This is a genomic window from Paraburkholderia sp. JPY465 (assembly GCF_050436725.1).
Taxonomy (GTDB): domain Bacteria; phylum Pseudomonadota; class Gammaproteobacteria; order Burkholderiales; family Burkholderiaceae; genus Paraburkholderia; species Paraburkholderia youngii.
Map to the genome: position 1 here is coordinate 370,086 of NZ_JBNDMT010000002.1, position 14,627 is coordinate 384,712.

Consider the following 14,627-nt stretch of genomic DNA (forward strand, 5'->3'; position numbering starts at 1 on the left):
CTGGCCAAGATCGTACAGCCTTCGTCATTCCCTGTCCGCTGGCTTGACCGTCCCCTCCAGCCGATAAAACTCGATCTTGCGATAGAGCGTGCTGCGCGAAACGCCAAGGGCGCGTGCAATGGCTGAACGTTCCGCAGCCTCCAGACTTGCGTTCTCGTCCCGCAGTGAAGGCATGGCCCCGGACATCGAGATGTCATCGAGCAACTCGGCAGGCAAATCGTCGAGCGACACGGCAGTTTGGCTCGACGTCAAAAGCATATAAAGGAGAAGAAAGTAACGAAGCCGTCCTCAGTTGGCGTTCAGGGAGGAAAGCGAGGGGTCATCCGCAGCAGCGAGGTGTCGCAAAATCGGACGCTCACAGAGGATCGACGCTGTGGGATGTCTGAAAATGGGACGCATCGAGTGTGAAGGGCTCGATTGCATGCATGTGGGATGGAGTCGTCGCACAGAGAGTGAAGTGCGCGATGTCAGCCAGAAAGACCGACGCCTGGATAGATCCAGGGCTTGAAAGAGAGTGATGGCAGGGGAAGAAGGATTCGAACCTTCGAATGCCGGAATCAAAATCCGGTGCCTTAGGCCAGCTTGGCGACTCCCCTACGTAGGGGCGAGATCCTACCAGAGGATTCGCAAAGAGCAAAGGGTTCTCGCAGATCCGGTGAGATGGGTTCGCTCAATGGTGATCCACCGGTCGCGGCCTGAGCGGCTCACCTCCCCGGCATTCGAGTGCCGCCCGGTCCCAGCCGCCGAGATCCGCGGCCGCTTGATACGTGCTCTCGAGAAAAGCCAGCAGCGCTTGCTCGGGGTCGTTCGACGTGCGGACGCTTTCGTACGGAAGGATGAATTCGCCAAGCTTGTCGTCGAAATAGGCGCCGCCCGGCTGGGGTGTTGCGTTGGAAAAGCCGTCAGGCGACGGGTAAGCGTAAGAGTAAAACGCCGGGAAAGGTGTCGCCGGTCCCCCCGGCCAGAACCCGGCCGACGATACTTCGTGGCTGTAGGCTTCGCGCGTCACTTCATCGGGTAGCGCTGGAACGCCGCCGGGATGGAGAGGCGCGCGGCGTCCAGAAAAACGCGTCACGGCGAGATCGAAGCTACCCCAGAAAAAATGAACCGGGCTGACCTTGCCGATATAACCGGTACGAAACCGCTCAAGCACACAACAGACCGTGACGAGCGCTCGAAAGAAGCGGCTCACGGCATCGGCGTCGTACGGGCGCGCTGCATGGTCGTCCTCGAACGGCACGGGGTTCGGGATCTCGTTGGGTCGGCCGTGAAACACGGGCTTGCCTCCGAGTTGCGCAACCAGATCCAAAAAGTTCGCGTGGAATTGTGCAACCGACATCGGGGCGAGCGCAAAGTGCGCCTTGCGTCCATCGGCAGCGCTGCCGAGCACGCGATGTTCGAGCAGGTCGAACTCGATCTCCACGCCGCTGGCATCGGGTATAAGCGACGTCGTCAGGCCACGCGCGCTGACGTACAACGTAGCGTGCCACGAATGATTCAGCCATGGGGTTCGGGCGAGCTTGTACTTGCCGGCGATTTGCGTGTAGAGGTGCAACGCGGCGCACGTGTCGCGCCAGGCGTCGTACGGAATATCAGTCCAGTTCGCGCTCATAGCGGCTCCATCACAAATTCGTCTGTGTCATCGCCAAATGACGCGCGCCCTAGTCCTTCAAGGTGCGCTGGTCGCTGAATGACCTTACGCCAGACGCAAAGTCTTGTCACCTGTCGCGCAATCCGGCGGCTACCGGTTGCGCAGGCCTGCTCGCCCACAAGGTTCAGCCGAGCGCGGTCTTATCTGTGCACGCTAAAGTCTGCGGAAAAGACCGCTCTAACGTCCGTCGTTACGTCGCGGTCACCTCCGGAAACCACGGATAAAGTCTGCGGGGACCCAATCGCAGACGCTTAACTACGGAGAATCCAGGAACATAAAGTGTGCGGGAAGCCCTCGGACGGCCGATACGTGAATATAAAAAATCGGACCACATCAAATTCATTTTGCAGCGCAACAACCCGTAGCGACAACCCGGAAGTGGCTGCGCCAACTGCGCCCTGCCACGCTCAAGCTAACGCATCAGGAACCATCACGATGAACAGCGAAACGCACGAAGACGGTTTGACGCGAGCGTCGGTTACGAGGTCATGTGCGGCGTCATCGGCCAGCGCATCGCTCTGCTCGCCGCAGCCATTCACGGCGAATTGCACCGACCGGCACCCGATGCGCAGCGCGTCGAACTGCTCGAATTGCAGCAGGCCAGGCTGCGCCGCATCCGCGACGAAGTGAGGCCCGATGACGCCCGCGCCATCGCGCGGCACATCGCCCATTTCGGCCGGATTGGGCGCGGGAACGACGACCGGCGAACCCGGTATGGCCCACCGCTGGCCGCGCCACACAGCAGCCCTGAAGCATCAGCGTGACTCACTCCAGCGTCGGCAGCACCTGATCGTGCAGGCAGCGCAGCACGTTCATGTCGAGCGCAAGACTTCTCCGGCCACCTGCGCACGTTTCTCAATCTCGGCCAGCAACCCCGCACACTCCGGCCCCGGATCCAGTCCGTCCGCCCCCGTTCGCGCCAGCCTGGCGAGTTCCGAGAATTGGGCACGATAGCTCTCACCGGCGAGCAGTATCAGCGCCACCATGCGCTCAAGCAGGGCCACGCGATCGACAGCGGAAGGAACAGGTGTAATCGAGTCCCACACTGTCCCGCTGCACGGTTTGTGACCTCCGTCCCAAGGCCGAGCCACTTCCCAATCGTTCCGAGCGCAGCGCCAAGTCCCCGGTATTTTCCACCGGCGCGAGTTGAAGCCCTTCAGCCGTGCTCTGCGCCACCTGACCGTCGAACGAATTCGCATACGCTGTCTGATACGGGTCACCGACAGCCTTGATTGCCGGAGCGTTGGGATCGAACGCATATACCGTGCCGTTGATAGCCTGCACATCATTGCCACCGGCCAGCGCGGCCGTCACCGCTGCCTTGCACGCAGGGCTGGTCGAACCCCCTGTTTTGCTCAACGCCGGGGTGCTCGACCGCAACGCCGACGGCACAATAGAATTCCCTTACGATGCCGTGCACGTCGATTTCATGATCACCGCCGCGTCAGTGGTGCTGAACACCACATGGTGCATTTTGTAACGCGCTGCACAGCTTTGCCCGTATGGGCTTCGGGCGATTCGCCGACTCCCGGCACCGACCAGTTACACTTTTTGGTGGTACACCGCAAACCTGTGACCGGTGCGGGTTTGCGGCCGGTTTGCACGCGTTTTGTTACGTGCGTCATGTCTGTGATCATTCAAGGGGAGATTTTGATGACGAACTTCGACGATCAATTGCGCAATTCCACGGTCGCGCTGGCTGAGCGACCATACGACGAGCATCGCGCAATTGCCGATGCGTGGCTCCAGCGCGCGATCGACGGAGTCCGGCAAATGCACCTCAACTGGGACGTGCGCCGCGAACTCGCGGGACGGCTTTTCTAGCGGTCCGGCATCGGCGCACGGCCGACGACGAAGGAAGCAAATCGAACCGAAGCACCTCGACGCCATAAAGCACAGACCCGGCCCGCGGCCGGGTTCGTCTCTTCGCGGCTGTCCGGGCAATAACCGGCGCGGGCCTTTCCTGCGTTGCGCTCTACTGAAGCCAGAACGGCTTGCCCTCCAGCGCATCGTATTCCGCCAGCGGCTTGTTCTTGTCGCGCGCGAAGCCCGGCAAGTCGGACATCACTACTCGAACCGGCTGGTAAATGTTGAATGCATCCACAAACGATTTTGCCGAGCCGCACGCTTTTCCGAAGTTCTCGAAGTATTTGCTGAACACGTCGGCAAGAGTCGGTTGGTTCGGATTCAGCCAGCTCCGTCCCGGGTCACCCGACAACAATGTATCCCAGTCAACAGCTGAAGCGGCGGGATGCTGTGCAAAGATCTGGCGTGCCTGCTCCATCAGCGCCGCAGCCCTGTCCAGTTCTTCCCGCCGCAAGTAGCGGCGATACAAACGATCGGTTCTTCAGGCAATCGAAGAACAGAATCACATCCGAGCCAGGGCCCAGCTCATATATCGAATGCCCGCCGTCAAATCCAATATGTCTCATTAAGGAATAGCCCTTGGCAGTTCTTCAGCGATACTCGTCGATTTCAATTGTTCCGCCGAGGGCTTCCATCATTGTCTTAATATCCTCCGGCACATCGGGTATCCGATCACCGTCCTCGTTGCTCCAGTAACAGAAGAAGCGCATCCGTGCATCCGCACGCTCAACATGCGCCCTAAGATCCGCACGTGGCAATCCAAGCCGCTCAATCAGATAGCGAAGGTGTGGCTCCAACTGATCGCTCCGGACTACTGCTTTACTTTCCAGCGCCCATAATTCGAGCTTTCCCAAGCGATCACTTAGCCGCCCCGATGGCAATATGTATGGCTGCCCTTTGGTGATCGTCCGACTCGGCGATATTCCAAAGTAGTTTGTCCAAGCAGCCGGAGCAGTACCATCGGACGAAATAATGAAAGTCGCATGAGCAAGCGCATGCGTACTTGCCTTTCGAGTGGCTCGGTTACTGGGCATAGTTGTGCATGTTATCGATAATGTTGCCGTTGAACTCAACGTCTCCGTTGCTGTGGAAAATAACGTTGTCTGAGCTTGCCCCCGAAAAAAGAATCCCTTGCTGAGCGTTTAAACTCAAGCAAGGAGAATCCAGAAGATGAGCAAGACGACGCGGGCGCGCTACACGCTCGAATTCAAGCTGGAAGCGGTTCGGCTGGTCAAAGCCGGTCAGAGCGTCGCGGCAGTGGCCGCCACGCTGGCCGTGCCGGCGCAGTCGATTTCCAACTGGTTCAAGGCTGAGCAGGAAGGCAAGCTTGGCGGAGCAGGCACGAAGCCGGTAAGCCCGGAGCAGATGGAGTTGTCGAGACTTCGTGCGGAAGTGGCGCGGCTGAAGATGGAGCGCGACATCCTAAAAAAGGCCTGTGCGTACTTCGCGAAGGACTCGACGTGAAGTACGCGTTCATCGAACGCAATCGCCGTCACTGGCCGATTTCGGTGCTATGCGAAGTACTCGATGTGAGCCCCAGCGGCTTTCATCAGCGACGGCAACGTGTCGCTCGGAACAAGCCGCACCGAGGCCGCGTGAGCAGCGACGCACTGCTGGCGCACATCAAGGCGATTCACGCGGAGGTCAAGGGCGAATACGGCTGGCCGCGCATGTGGAAAGAGCTGGTTGCGCGCGGCGTACGCGTTGGCAAGGAGCGAGTTCGCAAACTGATGGCGCAGCATGGTATCCGCGCACGGCACAAGCGCAAGTACATCGCGACGACGAACTCGAACCACAACCTGCCGGTCGCGCCGAACCTGTTGGAGCGCAACTTCACGGCGACAGCGCCGAATCAGGTCTGGACGAGCGACATCACGTATGTGGCGACGGCCGAAGGCTGGCTGTATCTGGCGGTCATAATCGACCTGTTCAGCCGGCAAGTGGTGGGCTGGTCGATGCAGCCGCATATGAAGGCCGAACTGGTCACGGATGCACTGCGCATGGCATGGTTCCGGCGCCGCCCCGAAGCCGGCGTGATTGTGCATAGCGACCGTGGCAGCCAGTATTGCAGCGGACTCTTCCAGGACACGCTCAAGGCGTACGGCATGCGCTCGTCAATGAGCCGGCGTGGCGATTGTTGGGATACTCAGTCCAAAATACGCCTCGAACGTCGGACCGATCTGACCCGTGCTGGGATTGGCCGAGCTGCCTTGGCGTTGACCTGTCGATCGGGCTCCGTCGTTCCCCGAGCGTTGCCGGGCCCAGCGTTTGTGACCTGATAGGAGCTTTGTCCTGCACCGTGAGTGTCCTGTCCAGCGAATGGGGTTGGCGATGCGCCCACTTCGACGGAAACACGCATGGAACAACACGAAGTCATTCTTGGCGTCGACACGCATCTCGATACGCATGTCGGTGCAGTAATCAGCGAAACGGGGAAGCTCCTCGGAACCCTGTCGGTGACTGCCGAAACGGCGGGATATCTCAAGCTGCTGACCTGGGCAAATTCTCTTGGTCATCTGCGCCGCGCTGGCGTTGAAGGAACCGGCACCTATGGCGCAGGCCTTGCCCGTGTGTTGCGCGATCACGAGATCGAAGTGCTGGAGGTCAATCGTCCTGATCGGGCTGCGCGTCGATCGCGCGGAAAGTCCGATCCGACCGATGCGGAAAACGCTGCGCGAGCGGTCCTCGCCGAAAAAGCAACGGCGATTCCCAAAGAGCAATCTGGAGCGGCCGAAGCGATGCGAACTGTTTCCGTTGCTCGTCGTAGCGCCGTCAAGGCCAAGACGCAGGCGATCAATCAGTTGCGGGCCTTGCTGGTGAGCGCGCCGCAGGACATCCGCGAGCGTCTTCTGAAGACAAAGACTGCCGAATGCGTTGCTAGCTGCGCACGGCTGCGCTCGTTGGGTGATACGCCTATGTTGCAGACTCTGGCAACCACGTTGCGCTTGCTGGCAAAGCGCTACCTCGCGCTCGCGGAAGAGCTCAAGACGCTCGACGCGATGCTCGAACGCCTGACCCTCAAGCATGCCAGACGGCTTCGAGAACGATTCGGCGTTGGGCCTCAAACGGCGGCTGTGCTTGTTGCCGTTGCAGGCGACAATCCGGAACGCTTGAAAAGCGATGCTGCACTCGCCGCGCTTTGTGGCACGAGCCCATTGCAAGCATCCTCTGGCAAAACGGTCCGGCATCGCCTGAACCGCGGAGGCGACCGTGCTGCAAACAACGCCCTGTGGACCATCGCCATGGTGCGCATGCGCAGTGATCCGAGAACCCGGGCGTACGTCGAGCGACGAACCAAGGAAGGCATGTCGAACAAGGAAATTCACCGCTGCCTGAAGCGCTATATCGTCAGGGAGTTGTACCCGCTCATTCTGGCCGACTTGGCCGATTCGGCCCGCGCTTCTTGACATAGGAGCGTCAATGCGCCGACCGAAAGCCTGTGGGGTTCGCTGAAGGTCGCACGACTGCACGGTCGGCACTTCGCGACGCGGCGTGCTGCGATGGATGAAATCGTTGACTGGCTTGTTTTCTACAATGCCCGCCGACTGCATTCGACATTGGACTATGTCAGCCCCATGACGTTCGAGAAGATTTGGGCCGCTGCTCAGCGGGGGCAAGCGGCCTGATGACTTCAGCCATGGGATTCGTGAAACAGGGGCAAGGTCAGTCGGCTGGTCCCAATCCGTTTGCCGGCTTGAGCACATGTAGCATGTCGCCAAACGTCTGGTAGTCGTATCCCAACATCTTCGCTGCAAATCGCGGATTTTTAGTAGAGGTCGCGTTATTCAGCGACTCATTCTCAGCCGCCGTCGCCCCTGCTTGCGCATTCTGGCCCGCAAGCCCCGCCGTCAAGCGACCGAGCAACGTCGAGACGCCTACGATTGCCGCGCGCTGGTCAGTCGTCAGATTGTTAGACCCACCGGCCTGGTCTACCAGGAACGGCGCCACAATCGCGCTCGTCGCCCCGCCAATCGCCCCGATCACACATTCTCGACGCGCGCGTACTTCTCCATCGGATATTCGGGTTCGAAGGGTCCGAACGCCTTCGCTACGTTAACCGCCAACGTGTGGGGATACACGCCCGCTACTACAATCAGTTCGCCTCCCCGAGAGCCACGAATTACTAGACCGGACTCGCACACAACGCCGTCATCATTCAACACTAACTTTGCGACGGTGCATTTACCGTGCATATCGTCCGGCAAGTCGATGACTGCGTCGTCCCCTCCATTTTCGGCCAGTGGCTCAAACTCCAACACGCCATGCTCAACACGCTCTGCAACGTCGTACATGCGACACCGTACCCGTATGCCCGTACCATCGGAACGCCACAACTTGACCGATATTGGTCGTCCATGTGCGGCAAACACCAACGAAAGACGCACAAAACCACCGCTTAGCTGTTCGCCCAAGGAGTCAATTTGGTGCAAAGCAAAATTCAGGTGTTTCAAGATAGCTCTCTAGTAATGCAGCGTTTCATGCGGCTTCGAACCGTTCGCGGGAATGTCGATGCGGGCTCCGCTTCCGTTTTTTCCAGGACGGTAAGCAATCCCATTGGGGCCAATTAAAGTGCCGGGCGGATAGCCGCTGTCTGCTGGCGCAGGGCTACTCTTACCTCCGGTCAGCTTGTTGAAATCTTGCAGCGCGTCTCCCGTGCCACCATTCGCCGGGCTGAGAGGACCGCTGATATTACGGTTTACTCTTTGCCCGCTTTTACTGTCTTGTTCACCGACCAGACCCGTCGGTAAGTCGGGAGCGGTAGACGAATCGCCAGATACGGAGGTTCCTTCTTGGGTGCCTGCACTTCCAGTATCTCCACTATTAAGCGTCACGCCGCCATGTGACCCAAGCCAATCTAACCACGATCCGATAGCTCCGCCCACGGCGGCGCCTACGGTAGCACCGCCAGCCACCTCGGCCGGCGTCGCAACGACATTTAAACCGCCTGTCGCAGCGTCCACAACAACTGATCCCGCGACCGCTGCACCACCGCCGACCGCTGCCCCCACTGCGGCCAACGCGCGACCACACGAGTTATGGTCGCAGAAGTTATTCAGTGTCTCATTCTGTGCCGCCGTCATTGCCCCTTGAAAGTTGAACCCGAGCGCGCCGGCCACGCTGCCGCTTACGAACGTTTCAATACTTGCCAAGGCCCCGGGCGAGAGGGTGCCGCTGCTGTTTATGATTGGGTTCAGCCCGGCCGACACGGCCCCGCCAATCGCCCCGCCAGCGCAACCCGTTCCCTCCGCAGCGGATGCCGCGCACCCCAATGCCGCTTATCTTTGCCCTGACGCGCCCGCGTTCAGCACAACATGCAAACCCCAGACGCGGCGCGGCTTCGCCAGCGGCCGCCGCCTGGATGCAGTCCTACGATCAAGTTTTTTGCCCCAGACGCGGTTTTTCAGCCCACACCCCGAAGCGCCTTAAAGAACGATGCGTGCGCATCTTCACGCGCGCGGATGGGCCAACTCTAACCAGGTTGGGTCAATCAGACTGTCAAGGTTTGTGAAGCCGTCAACCGGGCGGGCTCCGGGTAACGGCAATGCCAGATGTAGAAACGCCAGCCCGCAGGCTGGCGTTCGATCTCATGATTTGTGTTAACACAAACCGTTTTCCATCGCCGGATAGGCTTGCGCCGGTTTTCTGGCCCACGTTGAGGCCCGCCCTTACTCGCCGCGCTCTTCCTGCACCTCGTCATCAAGCGCAGCAAGCAGGCAGGCCGCGCCGTCAGGCGCTACCGGCCAGCAGGCTCATCGGCCTGCGCCTGGACATCAGGATCGGTGGCAAACGCATCGGCGCTATGCTCCTCGTCCGATCGCCCCAGCCGCGCCGGGTGTGTCGCCGTGTGGATATCCTTCAGCGCACGGATACTGACCTGGGTGTAGATTTCTGTCGTCTTCAGGTCAGCGTGCCCCAGCATCGCCTGCACATAGCGGATGTCCGCGCCGTTCTCCAGCATCTGCGTGGCCATCGCGTGACGGAACAGGTGGCAACTGCCGATCTTGCCCAGCCCCGCCGCGACGATCGTTTTCGACACCACGGTCGAGAGCCGGTTGCCCCTGGCTCTCGATCAGCCGCCGCAGCGATACCTCGCTTTTCAGCCGCTCCAGCTCATCCTTCGCGATCGGGATCGTCGGCATCGTGTTTCGGGCCTCCGCTAAAAACCTGTCAAGGGGGTTTTCGTAAAAATAACTCGCCAGCAGTATACGTCATTATGACGTATACTCGACGCCAATTTGCAAACCTCGGGGTATCGTTATGGCAATCCTCATGTTCGAAGCACTGCCTGACGCCATGCCAGCCTTACCGATCACCGACGACGATCGCGCTTTTTTTGTCGCCTTGGGCGAACGTATGGCGCGCTTCCGCAAGGAACGAAGCATCACGCAGGCGCAGATCGCACAAACCCTCGGACTCACGCAACAGACCTACCAGTCGTATGAGGTTGGTCGCCGACGCCTGCCGGTTTCGCTCCTGCCTGCCATCGCCCGCGCCCTGTCCGTTTCGCTGGATGACCTGTTCGGGGAATCGGAGAACGCCGCGCGCAGCAAGCGCGGTCCTGCGCCGAAGTGGCAGAAGCAGATCGAAACCATCGCGCAACTGCCGAAGGCCAAGCAGCAGTTCATCGCCCAGATGCTCGACGCCGTGCTGGCACAGGCCCAGCACTGACCCGGCCGCAACACTGACGGCTAAAGAACAAACCCCGGCGCTCAGGCCGGGGTTTGGGGGTGGCTTTTCTTTTTTTAAAACATACAAGCAAACTCATGCCGTACCCGGTACGCGCCATGCCAACGTGCAATTCCGTTTTTTAAGACTCTCAATGTAAACAGCAACAGCCTCCGGGGCGTCCGTCGAATACAAATAGAGCTTTCTTAACGTCTTCTCTCTCGGACGCTGCTGCTGTGGAAGCTGCTTTTCCCCAATAAGCTCAGTCTTGTTGTGATCGTCGAGAATGGTGCTCAATCGATCCCGGATGGCTGGCATATTCGTCCGCAATGTTTCGACTTTTGCCGCCAGCGGCAATGAAGCAGGCAACACGGCATTCAATGCGCCGATGAAGCGAGCTTCATCGAACGGCAGGCCAGTATCCCCTGCCAATTCGAGCTCTCGCCTGATCGCGGCCACGTCCCGCTGTTTGAGATAGATATCAAACTGCCCTCGCGCATGGGCCCCATAGAGCGTCAATTCAAGCATGTGCCGGGTATTCTGCAGAAACACAAGCAGGCGGTCATTTGTGGCCGTATCGTCAGGATCAAAGAACATCATGAACAGGAATCGGCCGCGGCCATTACGCACTTCAAACGCGATCGTCGGCTCATTACGGGCCATGGCCTCAGACCATACGCCGAACAGGCCGTTCAGCGATAAAGGAGTTCCCATCGGGCTTCATTCTCCGCAGTCAAGTTTAAATTTCAGATTCCCGATGTCCAGCAGTCGCATTGCCCGAATTACGGCAAACCGCGCGGCACCGACTGCTGGACAAACGAAGCTGGATACCACGCGAACCATCGTGCAACACCTCGTCCATTTCGGCCAGATGGTGCGCGAGTACAACGACGGACGAACCGGTGCGACGAACCCGGCACCGCGTCCACGCTGAACACCGCATGGTGCAATTTGCACCACGCCGCAAAGCCTTGCTACGCCTGGGTTTCAGGCCGTCAACCGTTTCCAGCATCGGCAAGTTACACTTTTCCGTGCACCGCCGCAAACCCAATACCGGCAAGGCTGGCAGCCCGATCCGCACGCGTTTTGTTACGTGCGTCATGTCTGTGTACTACTACAAGGGGATCTCGATGACGAACCGCGACCAGCAATTGCGCAATTCCACGGCCGCGCCGGCCGACCGGCTCCACGACGATCATCGCGTCATTGTCGATGCGTGGCTCCGGCGCGCGATCGATGGAATCCGGCAGATGCACCTCGACGAGGATGAAGCGCCCCGGGTTTTCCGGAGACCGTTTTGCTTGCGTCATGCCACAGTGACAGACTCAGCGAGATTTGCATAGTAAGCGGCTTCTGCCTCGGCAGGTGGAATGTTGCCGATGGGGCCGAAGAGCCGACGATTGTTGAACCAGTCCACCCATTCGAGCGTGGCCATTTCAACGGCCTGCAGATTGCGCCACGGCCCGAGGCGGTGAATGACCTCTGCCTTGTACAAGCCATTGATCGTTTCAGCCAGCGCGTTATCGTAGGAGTCGCCCACGCTGCCCACGGATGGCTCGATGCCAGCCTCGACCAGCCGATCCGTATAGCGGATCGATACGTATTGCACGCCGCGGTCGCTGTGATGGATCAGCCCGTCCTGCTGCGCCGGCTGTCGTTCGTACAAGGCCTGCTCCAGTGCGTCCAGAACGAAGTCCGTTCGCGCCGAGCTCGAGACGCGCCAGCCGACAATGCGCCGGGCGAACACGTCGATGATGAACGCGACATAGACGAAGCCTTGCCAGCTCGATACATACGTAAAATCTGACACCCACAGCGCATTGGGCCGTTCGGCCGTGAACTGCCGCTTCACCAGATCCTTCGGGCACGGCGTCGAACCATCGCTCACTGTCGTGCGGACCGTTTTGCCCCGCACCACACCGCGCAGGCCCATCTGCTTCATCAGCCGCTCGACCGTGCAACGCGCCACGACAATGCCTTCGCGCTTCAATTGCTTCCAGACCTTGTCTGCGCCGTAGACCTGGAAGTTTTCTTCCCACACACGCTGGATCTCGTCCTTGAGCATCCTGTCGCGCTGGGCCCGCGCCGGCACCAGCTCAGGATGGGCGCGGCGGGCCACATGCGTGTAGTACGTCGACGGTGCGATTGGCAGCACCCTGCAGATCGGCTCGACCCCGTAGACGTGCCGGTGATCATCGATGAACGTGATCATCACTTCGGTCGGCGGTCGAGCTCCGCCTGTGCGAAATACGCTGACGCCTTGCGCAGGATTTCATTGACCTGCCGAAGCTCACGCACTTCCCGCTCCAGTTCCTTGATCCGATCCTGCTCCTGCGTGCTCGTGCCCGGGCGCAAACCCCGATTCCGCTCTTCCTTGCGTACCCAGCTACGCAGCGTCTCGCCCGAGCAGCCAAGCTTCGCTGCGATCGACGCGATCACCTTCCATTGCGATTCGCGATCGCCTTGATGTTCCAGTACCATTCGCACAGCCCGCTCACGAACTTCCGGCGAGTACCTCGGGGACTTCTTCTTCGTGTTTTCCATAGCTCCATTTTCTCAAGAAGTGGAGTCTCCGGAAAACCCGGGGCGCTTCAAGGACGTGCGCCGCGAAGTGGCGAGGGGGATTTTCTAGCGGGCGGGTGCCGGCTCGCGGCGGGCAACGAAGGAAGCAAATCGGACAGCAGTGCAACGCCGCTCGCCTGCGCCATAAAGCATGAACCCGGCACGAGGCCGGGTTCGACTCAGAAGTCGATCACTGGAACGACCCCTTCTGCCGTGTGCAAGACATAAGACTCGAGCCCGTCCTTCTCCGGAATCAACTGTAAAAACTGCTCATCCTCAAAGTGCAATGTCAGCACTTTACTTTCGTCAAAACGGGCGTCGACGATCTTCCTTTTCAAACAACTCAACAAAGGAGCGGCAGACTCAGGAAGGGTGGCATTTCCAATCGTCTGGCCCCCAGCCGCTTGTAACACGAACCGGCACTGAACCAGAATCCAGCCGCCGTTACCACCACTGCCGTTGAAAGACAACGAAACCGAGCTAGGATTTACCGTCACCCCGGTAACCTCTCTTCCAACAATCTCCGCAAGATCGCGCTTTTCAAGCATGGGAATTACCTTGCCGGTGGCATAGAGTTAGGCGGGAGCGGGATGTGAGTATCCCCCTTGGTTGCGTTCGGCGATCCATTGGCCGGATTGATCGGCTGTCCATTCACCACAGACGTCCAATAACCATTCTCTAAGCCGGGCACCGGCGTAGAGCCGGAAGGCATCACGCGAATGTAGGTACTCCCCGCAGCACTGGGATCAGTGCCAGGCGGATAGTAAATGATACTTCCGGGCGTTCGACCGGGACGACTCACCCAATCGGAAGGAATGACTGGAGCTTGGGCAGGATTTGTGAATGGTTGGAGATTTTGAGGTACTTTTGGCCCATTGGATGCTGACGAACCGGTGATCGCCTCGGTCGCTCCCGCTGCATCCTGCGGTGTCGCGGCCGACAACACCGCTGCCGTAGTCGGCGAGAATCCCGAACTGATCAACGCCTGTTGGGCGTTCTGCATGTAGACCGCGTTCGAGATGTCGTTCCAGTTCGTCGTCGCGATCGACTTCGCGGCAACGTCCTGATTGCCCAACCCGGTCAAGAATGACACGCAATTCGCGTTACCCTGACAATACGACTGCGCGTCCGACGCACTGATCCCGGTAACCGCTCAATGTATCGTTCTTGATCGTCGCGCAGTCAGTCACGCTGCTACAGTTCTGCGCGTCGCGCTGCTGCTGCGCCGAGATGCTTTGATAGCTCGCCGTCACCTGATTGATACAGGCCGTATCGCCCGGTGCGCAACTCTTCAGCGACGCGGCAAGATTCGCTGTTTGCACATGGTTGAGGTAGTTGTTCAGCGTCTCGTTCTGGGCCGCCGTCATCGCGCCCTGAACATTGAAGCCGAGGGCTCCCGCGACGCTGCCACTCACGAGCGTCTCGATCGCCGTCAATGCGGCCGGCGGGATATTCCCGTTCGCATCGATAACCGGGTTCAGCCCGGCGGAGAGTGCACCGCCCGCGGCTCCGCCTGCACACCCTGTGCCCTCCGCCGCACTGGCCGCGCAGCCCAATGCCGCATGTGCCGCATAGTAAAGCGGGCTCGTGTTGCTGAACATGCCCGACGAGTCAGTGAAAGTGTCTCCAATCGCGTTTGCTCCGACCGCGGCAATATTCGTCACCAGGTCGTTCTTTAGCGCTTGGCCAAAGCTACCGCCGTAAATCGCAGTCGAGACACCTGCGCTAACAAGCGAGCGCTCCCCCACACTGAGCGCCGTCTGTCCCAAATTGGCGAGCGTGATGGATGAATCTGCGGCTACCACGCCGTTGCCGAGGTCGCTGAACCCACTAACGCTGTCCAGCCCCAGCCCGGAGTCAATACCAGCTGTGAGTTCTTCAA

The 14,627-nt window shown here is 59.6% G+C and carries 19 protein-coding genes, 1 tRNA gene, 3 pseudogenes and 1 other annotated feature; of the genes and pseudogenes, 7 read left to right on the forward strand and 16 right to left on the reverse strand.

Annotated elements, in window-relative coordinates; all coding sequences use genetic code 11:
• Positions 1-24: 24 nt before the first annotated feature.
• From QFZ94_RS03785 to QFZ94_RS03795, 3 genes are all read right to left on the reverse strand, one after another.
• Positions 25-231 (reverse strand): helix-turn-helix domain-containing protein, encoded by a 207-nt coding sequence (locus tag QFZ94_RS03785; protein ID WP_429455633.1) that lies wholly within the window; start codon positions 229-231, stop codon positions 25-27.
• A 287-nt stretch (positions 232-518) separates the two neighbouring features.
• Positions 519-596 (reverse strand) — tRNA-Gln (locus QFZ94_RS03790).
• Between the two features lie 74 nt (positions 597-670).
• The gene (locus QFZ94_RS03795; RefSeq protein WP_368583682.1) at positions 671-1,612 is read right to left on the reverse strand and encodes a DUF5996 family protein; all 942 of its coding nucleotides are present in this window, start codon (positions 1,610-1,612) and stop codon (positions 671-673) included.
• 527 nt (positions 1,613-2,139) lie between these two features.
• Between QFZ94_RS03795 and QFZ94_RS03800 the strand changes: the two genes are divergently transcribed.
• A complete protein-coding gene (locus QFZ94_RS03800; protein ID WP_429455634.1) occupies positions 2,140-2,415 on the forward strand; it encodes a hypothetical protein in 276 nt (91 codons plus the stop codon).
• 48 nt (positions 2,416-2,463) lie between these two features.
• Here QFZ94_RS03800 and QFZ94_RS03805 read toward each other — a convergent pair whose 3' ends face one another.
• A complete protein-coding gene (locus QFZ94_RS03805) occupies positions 2,464-2,697 on the reverse strand; it encodes a hypothetical protein (protein WP_429455635.1) in 234 nt (77 codons plus the stop codon).
• A gap of 197 nt (positions 2,698-2,894) precedes the next feature.
• On the opposite strand from QFZ94_RS03805, the gene QFZ94_RS03810 reads away from it, so the two are divergent.
• Positions 2,895-3,131, forward strand: coding sequence for a hypothetical protein (locus QFZ94_RS03810; RefSeq protein ID WP_429455636.1), 237 nt, complete (start codon positions 2,895-2,897; stop codon positions 3,129-3,131).
• A gap of 173 nt (positions 3,132-3,304) precedes the next feature.
• Positions 3,305-3,475 carry a hypothetical protein gene (locus QFZ94_RS03815; protein WP_429455637.1) on the forward strand — a complete coding sequence of 57 codons (171 nt, stop codon included), beginning with the start codon at positions 3,305-3,307 and terminating at the stop codon, positions 3,473-3,475.
• Between the two features lie 151 nt (positions 3,476-3,626).
• On the opposite strand, the gene QFZ94_RS03820 is transcribed toward QFZ94_RS03815, so the two are convergent.
• Together QFZ94_RS03820 and QFZ94_RS03825 are read right to left on the reverse strand one after the other, a co-directional pair.
• A complete protein-coding gene (locus QFZ94_RS03820; protein ID WP_429455638.1) occupies positions 3,627-3,986 on the reverse strand; it encodes a hypothetical protein in 360 nt (119 codons plus the stop codon).
• 121 nt (positions 3,987-4,107) lie between these two features.
• Entirely contained in the window at positions 4,108-4,551 is a 444-nt protein-coding gene (locus tag QFZ94_RS03825; protein WP_429455639.1) for a DUF4279 domain-containing protein, read from the reverse strand.
• 136 nt (positions 4,552-4,687) lie between these two features.
• On the opposite strand from QFZ94_RS03825, the pseudogene QFZ94_RS03830 reads away from it, so the two are divergent.
• From QFZ94_RS03830 to QFZ94_RS03840, 3 genes and pseudogenes are all read left to right on the forward strand, one after another.
• Positions 4,688-5,661, forward strand: a pseudogene (locus tag QFZ94_RS03830) (IS3 family transposase); the annotation flags it as partial.
• 213 nt (positions 5,662-5,874) lie between these two features.
• The gene (locus QFZ94_RS03835; protein ID WP_368587999.1) at positions 5,875-6,924 is read left to right on the forward strand and encodes an IS110 family transposase; all 1,050 of its coding nucleotides are present in this window, start codon (positions 5,875-5,877) and stop codon (positions 6,922-6,924) included.
• A gap of 12 nt (positions 6,925-6,936) precedes the next feature.
• Positions 6,937-7,143: pseudogene (locus QFZ94_RS03840) on the forward strand (IS3 family transposase); the annotation flags it as partial.
• A gap of 37 nt (positions 7,144-7,180) precedes the next feature.
• On the opposite strand, the gene QFZ94_RS03845 reads toward QFZ94_RS03840, so the two are convergent.
• From QFZ94_RS03845 to QFZ94_RS03860, 4 genes are all read right to left on the reverse strand, one after another.
• Positions 7,181-7,501, reverse strand: coding sequence for a VENN motif pre-toxin domain-containing protein (locus QFZ94_RS03845; protein ID WP_429455640.1), 321 nt, complete (start codon positions 7,499-7,501; stop codon positions 7,181-7,183).
• Positions 7,498-7,968, reverse strand: a complete 471-nt coding sequence (locus QFZ94_RS03850; protein WP_429455641.1) for a hypothetical protein — start codon at positions 7,966-7,968, stop codon at positions 7,498-7,500. The genes QFZ94_RS03845 and QFZ94_RS03850 overlap by 4 nt, the downstream gene beginning before the upstream one ends.
• 9 nt (positions 7,969-7,977) lie before the next feature.
• Positions 7,978-8,667: a hypothetical protein gene (locus tag QFZ94_RS03855; protein ID WP_429455642.1), complete on the reverse strand. Its 690-nt coding sequence runs from the start codon at positions 8,665-8,667 to the stop codon at positions 7,978-7,980.
• A gap of 584 nt (positions 8,668-9,251) precedes the next feature.
• On the reverse strand, positions 9,252-9,557 hold the full coding sequence (locus tag QFZ94_RS03860) for a tyrosine-type recombinase/integrase (protein WP_429455643.1): 306 nt from the start codon (positions 9,555-9,557) through the stop codon (positions 9,252-9,254).
• A 230-nt stretch (positions 9,558-9,787) separates the two neighbouring features.
• Here QFZ94_RS03860 and QFZ94_RS03865 point away from each other — a divergent pair, with 230 nt between their 5' ends.
• Positions 9,788-10,186 carry a helix-turn-helix domain-containing protein gene (locus tag QFZ94_RS03865; RefSeq protein ID WP_429455644.1) on the forward strand — a complete coding sequence of 133 codons (399 nt, stop codon included), beginning with the start codon at positions 9,788-9,790 and terminating at the stop codon, positions 10,184-10,186.
• Between the two features lie 93 nt (positions 10,187-10,279).
• Here the strand turns inward: QFZ94_RS03865 and QFZ94_RS03870 are convergent, their stop codons facing one another.
• The 6 genes and pseudogenes from QFZ94_RS03870 to QFZ94_RS03895 form a co-directional block, all read right to left on the reverse strand.
• Positions 10,280-10,897 (reverse strand): hypothetical protein, encoded by a 618-nt coding sequence (locus QFZ94_RS03870; RefSeq protein WP_429455645.1) that lies wholly within the window; start codon positions 10,895-10,897, stop codon positions 10,280-10,282.
• 305 nt (positions 10,898-11,202) lie between these two features.
• The gene (locus QFZ94_RS03875) at positions 11,203-11,493 is read right to left on the reverse strand and encodes a hypothetical protein (RefSeq protein WP_429455646.1); all 291 of its coding nucleotides are present in this window, start codon (positions 11,491-11,493) and stop codon (positions 11,203-11,205) included.
• Positions 11,490-12,727, reverse strand: a protein-coding gene (locus QFZ94_RS03880; protein ID WP_429455647.1) for an IS3 family transposase whose coding sequence is annotated in 2 segments (ribosomal slippage) — positions 11,490-12,433 and positions 12,433-12,727 — 1,239 coding nt in all. Because the reading frame shifts where the segments join, the coding sequence is not laid out codon by codon here. Before QFZ94_RS03880 ends, QFZ94_RS03875 begins: the two co-directional genes overlap by 4 nt.
• Positions 12,321-12,437, reverse strand: a sequence feature (AL1L pseudoknot). Its footprint overlaps the gene before it by 117 nt.
• A 197-nt stretch (positions 12,728-12,924) precedes the next feature.
• Positions 12,925-13,293, reverse strand: a complete 369-nt coding sequence (locus tag QFZ94_RS03885; RefSeq protein ID WP_429455648.1) for a hypothetical protein — start codon at positions 13,291-13,293, stop codon at positions 12,925-12,927.
• A 5-nt stretch (positions 13,294-13,298) separates the two neighbouring features.
• Positions 13,299-13,838, reverse strand: a complete 540-nt coding sequence (locus tag QFZ94_RS03890) for a hypothetical protein (RefSeq protein WP_429455649.1) — start codon at positions 13,836-13,838, stop codon at positions 13,299-13,301.
• A 10-nt stretch (positions 13,839-13,848) separates the two neighbouring features.
• Positions 13,849-14,622 (reverse strand): annotated as a pseudogene (locus tag QFZ94_RS03895) (DUF637 domain-containing protein); the annotation flags it as partial.
• Between the last annotated feature and the right edge of the window lie 5 nt (positions 14,623-14,627).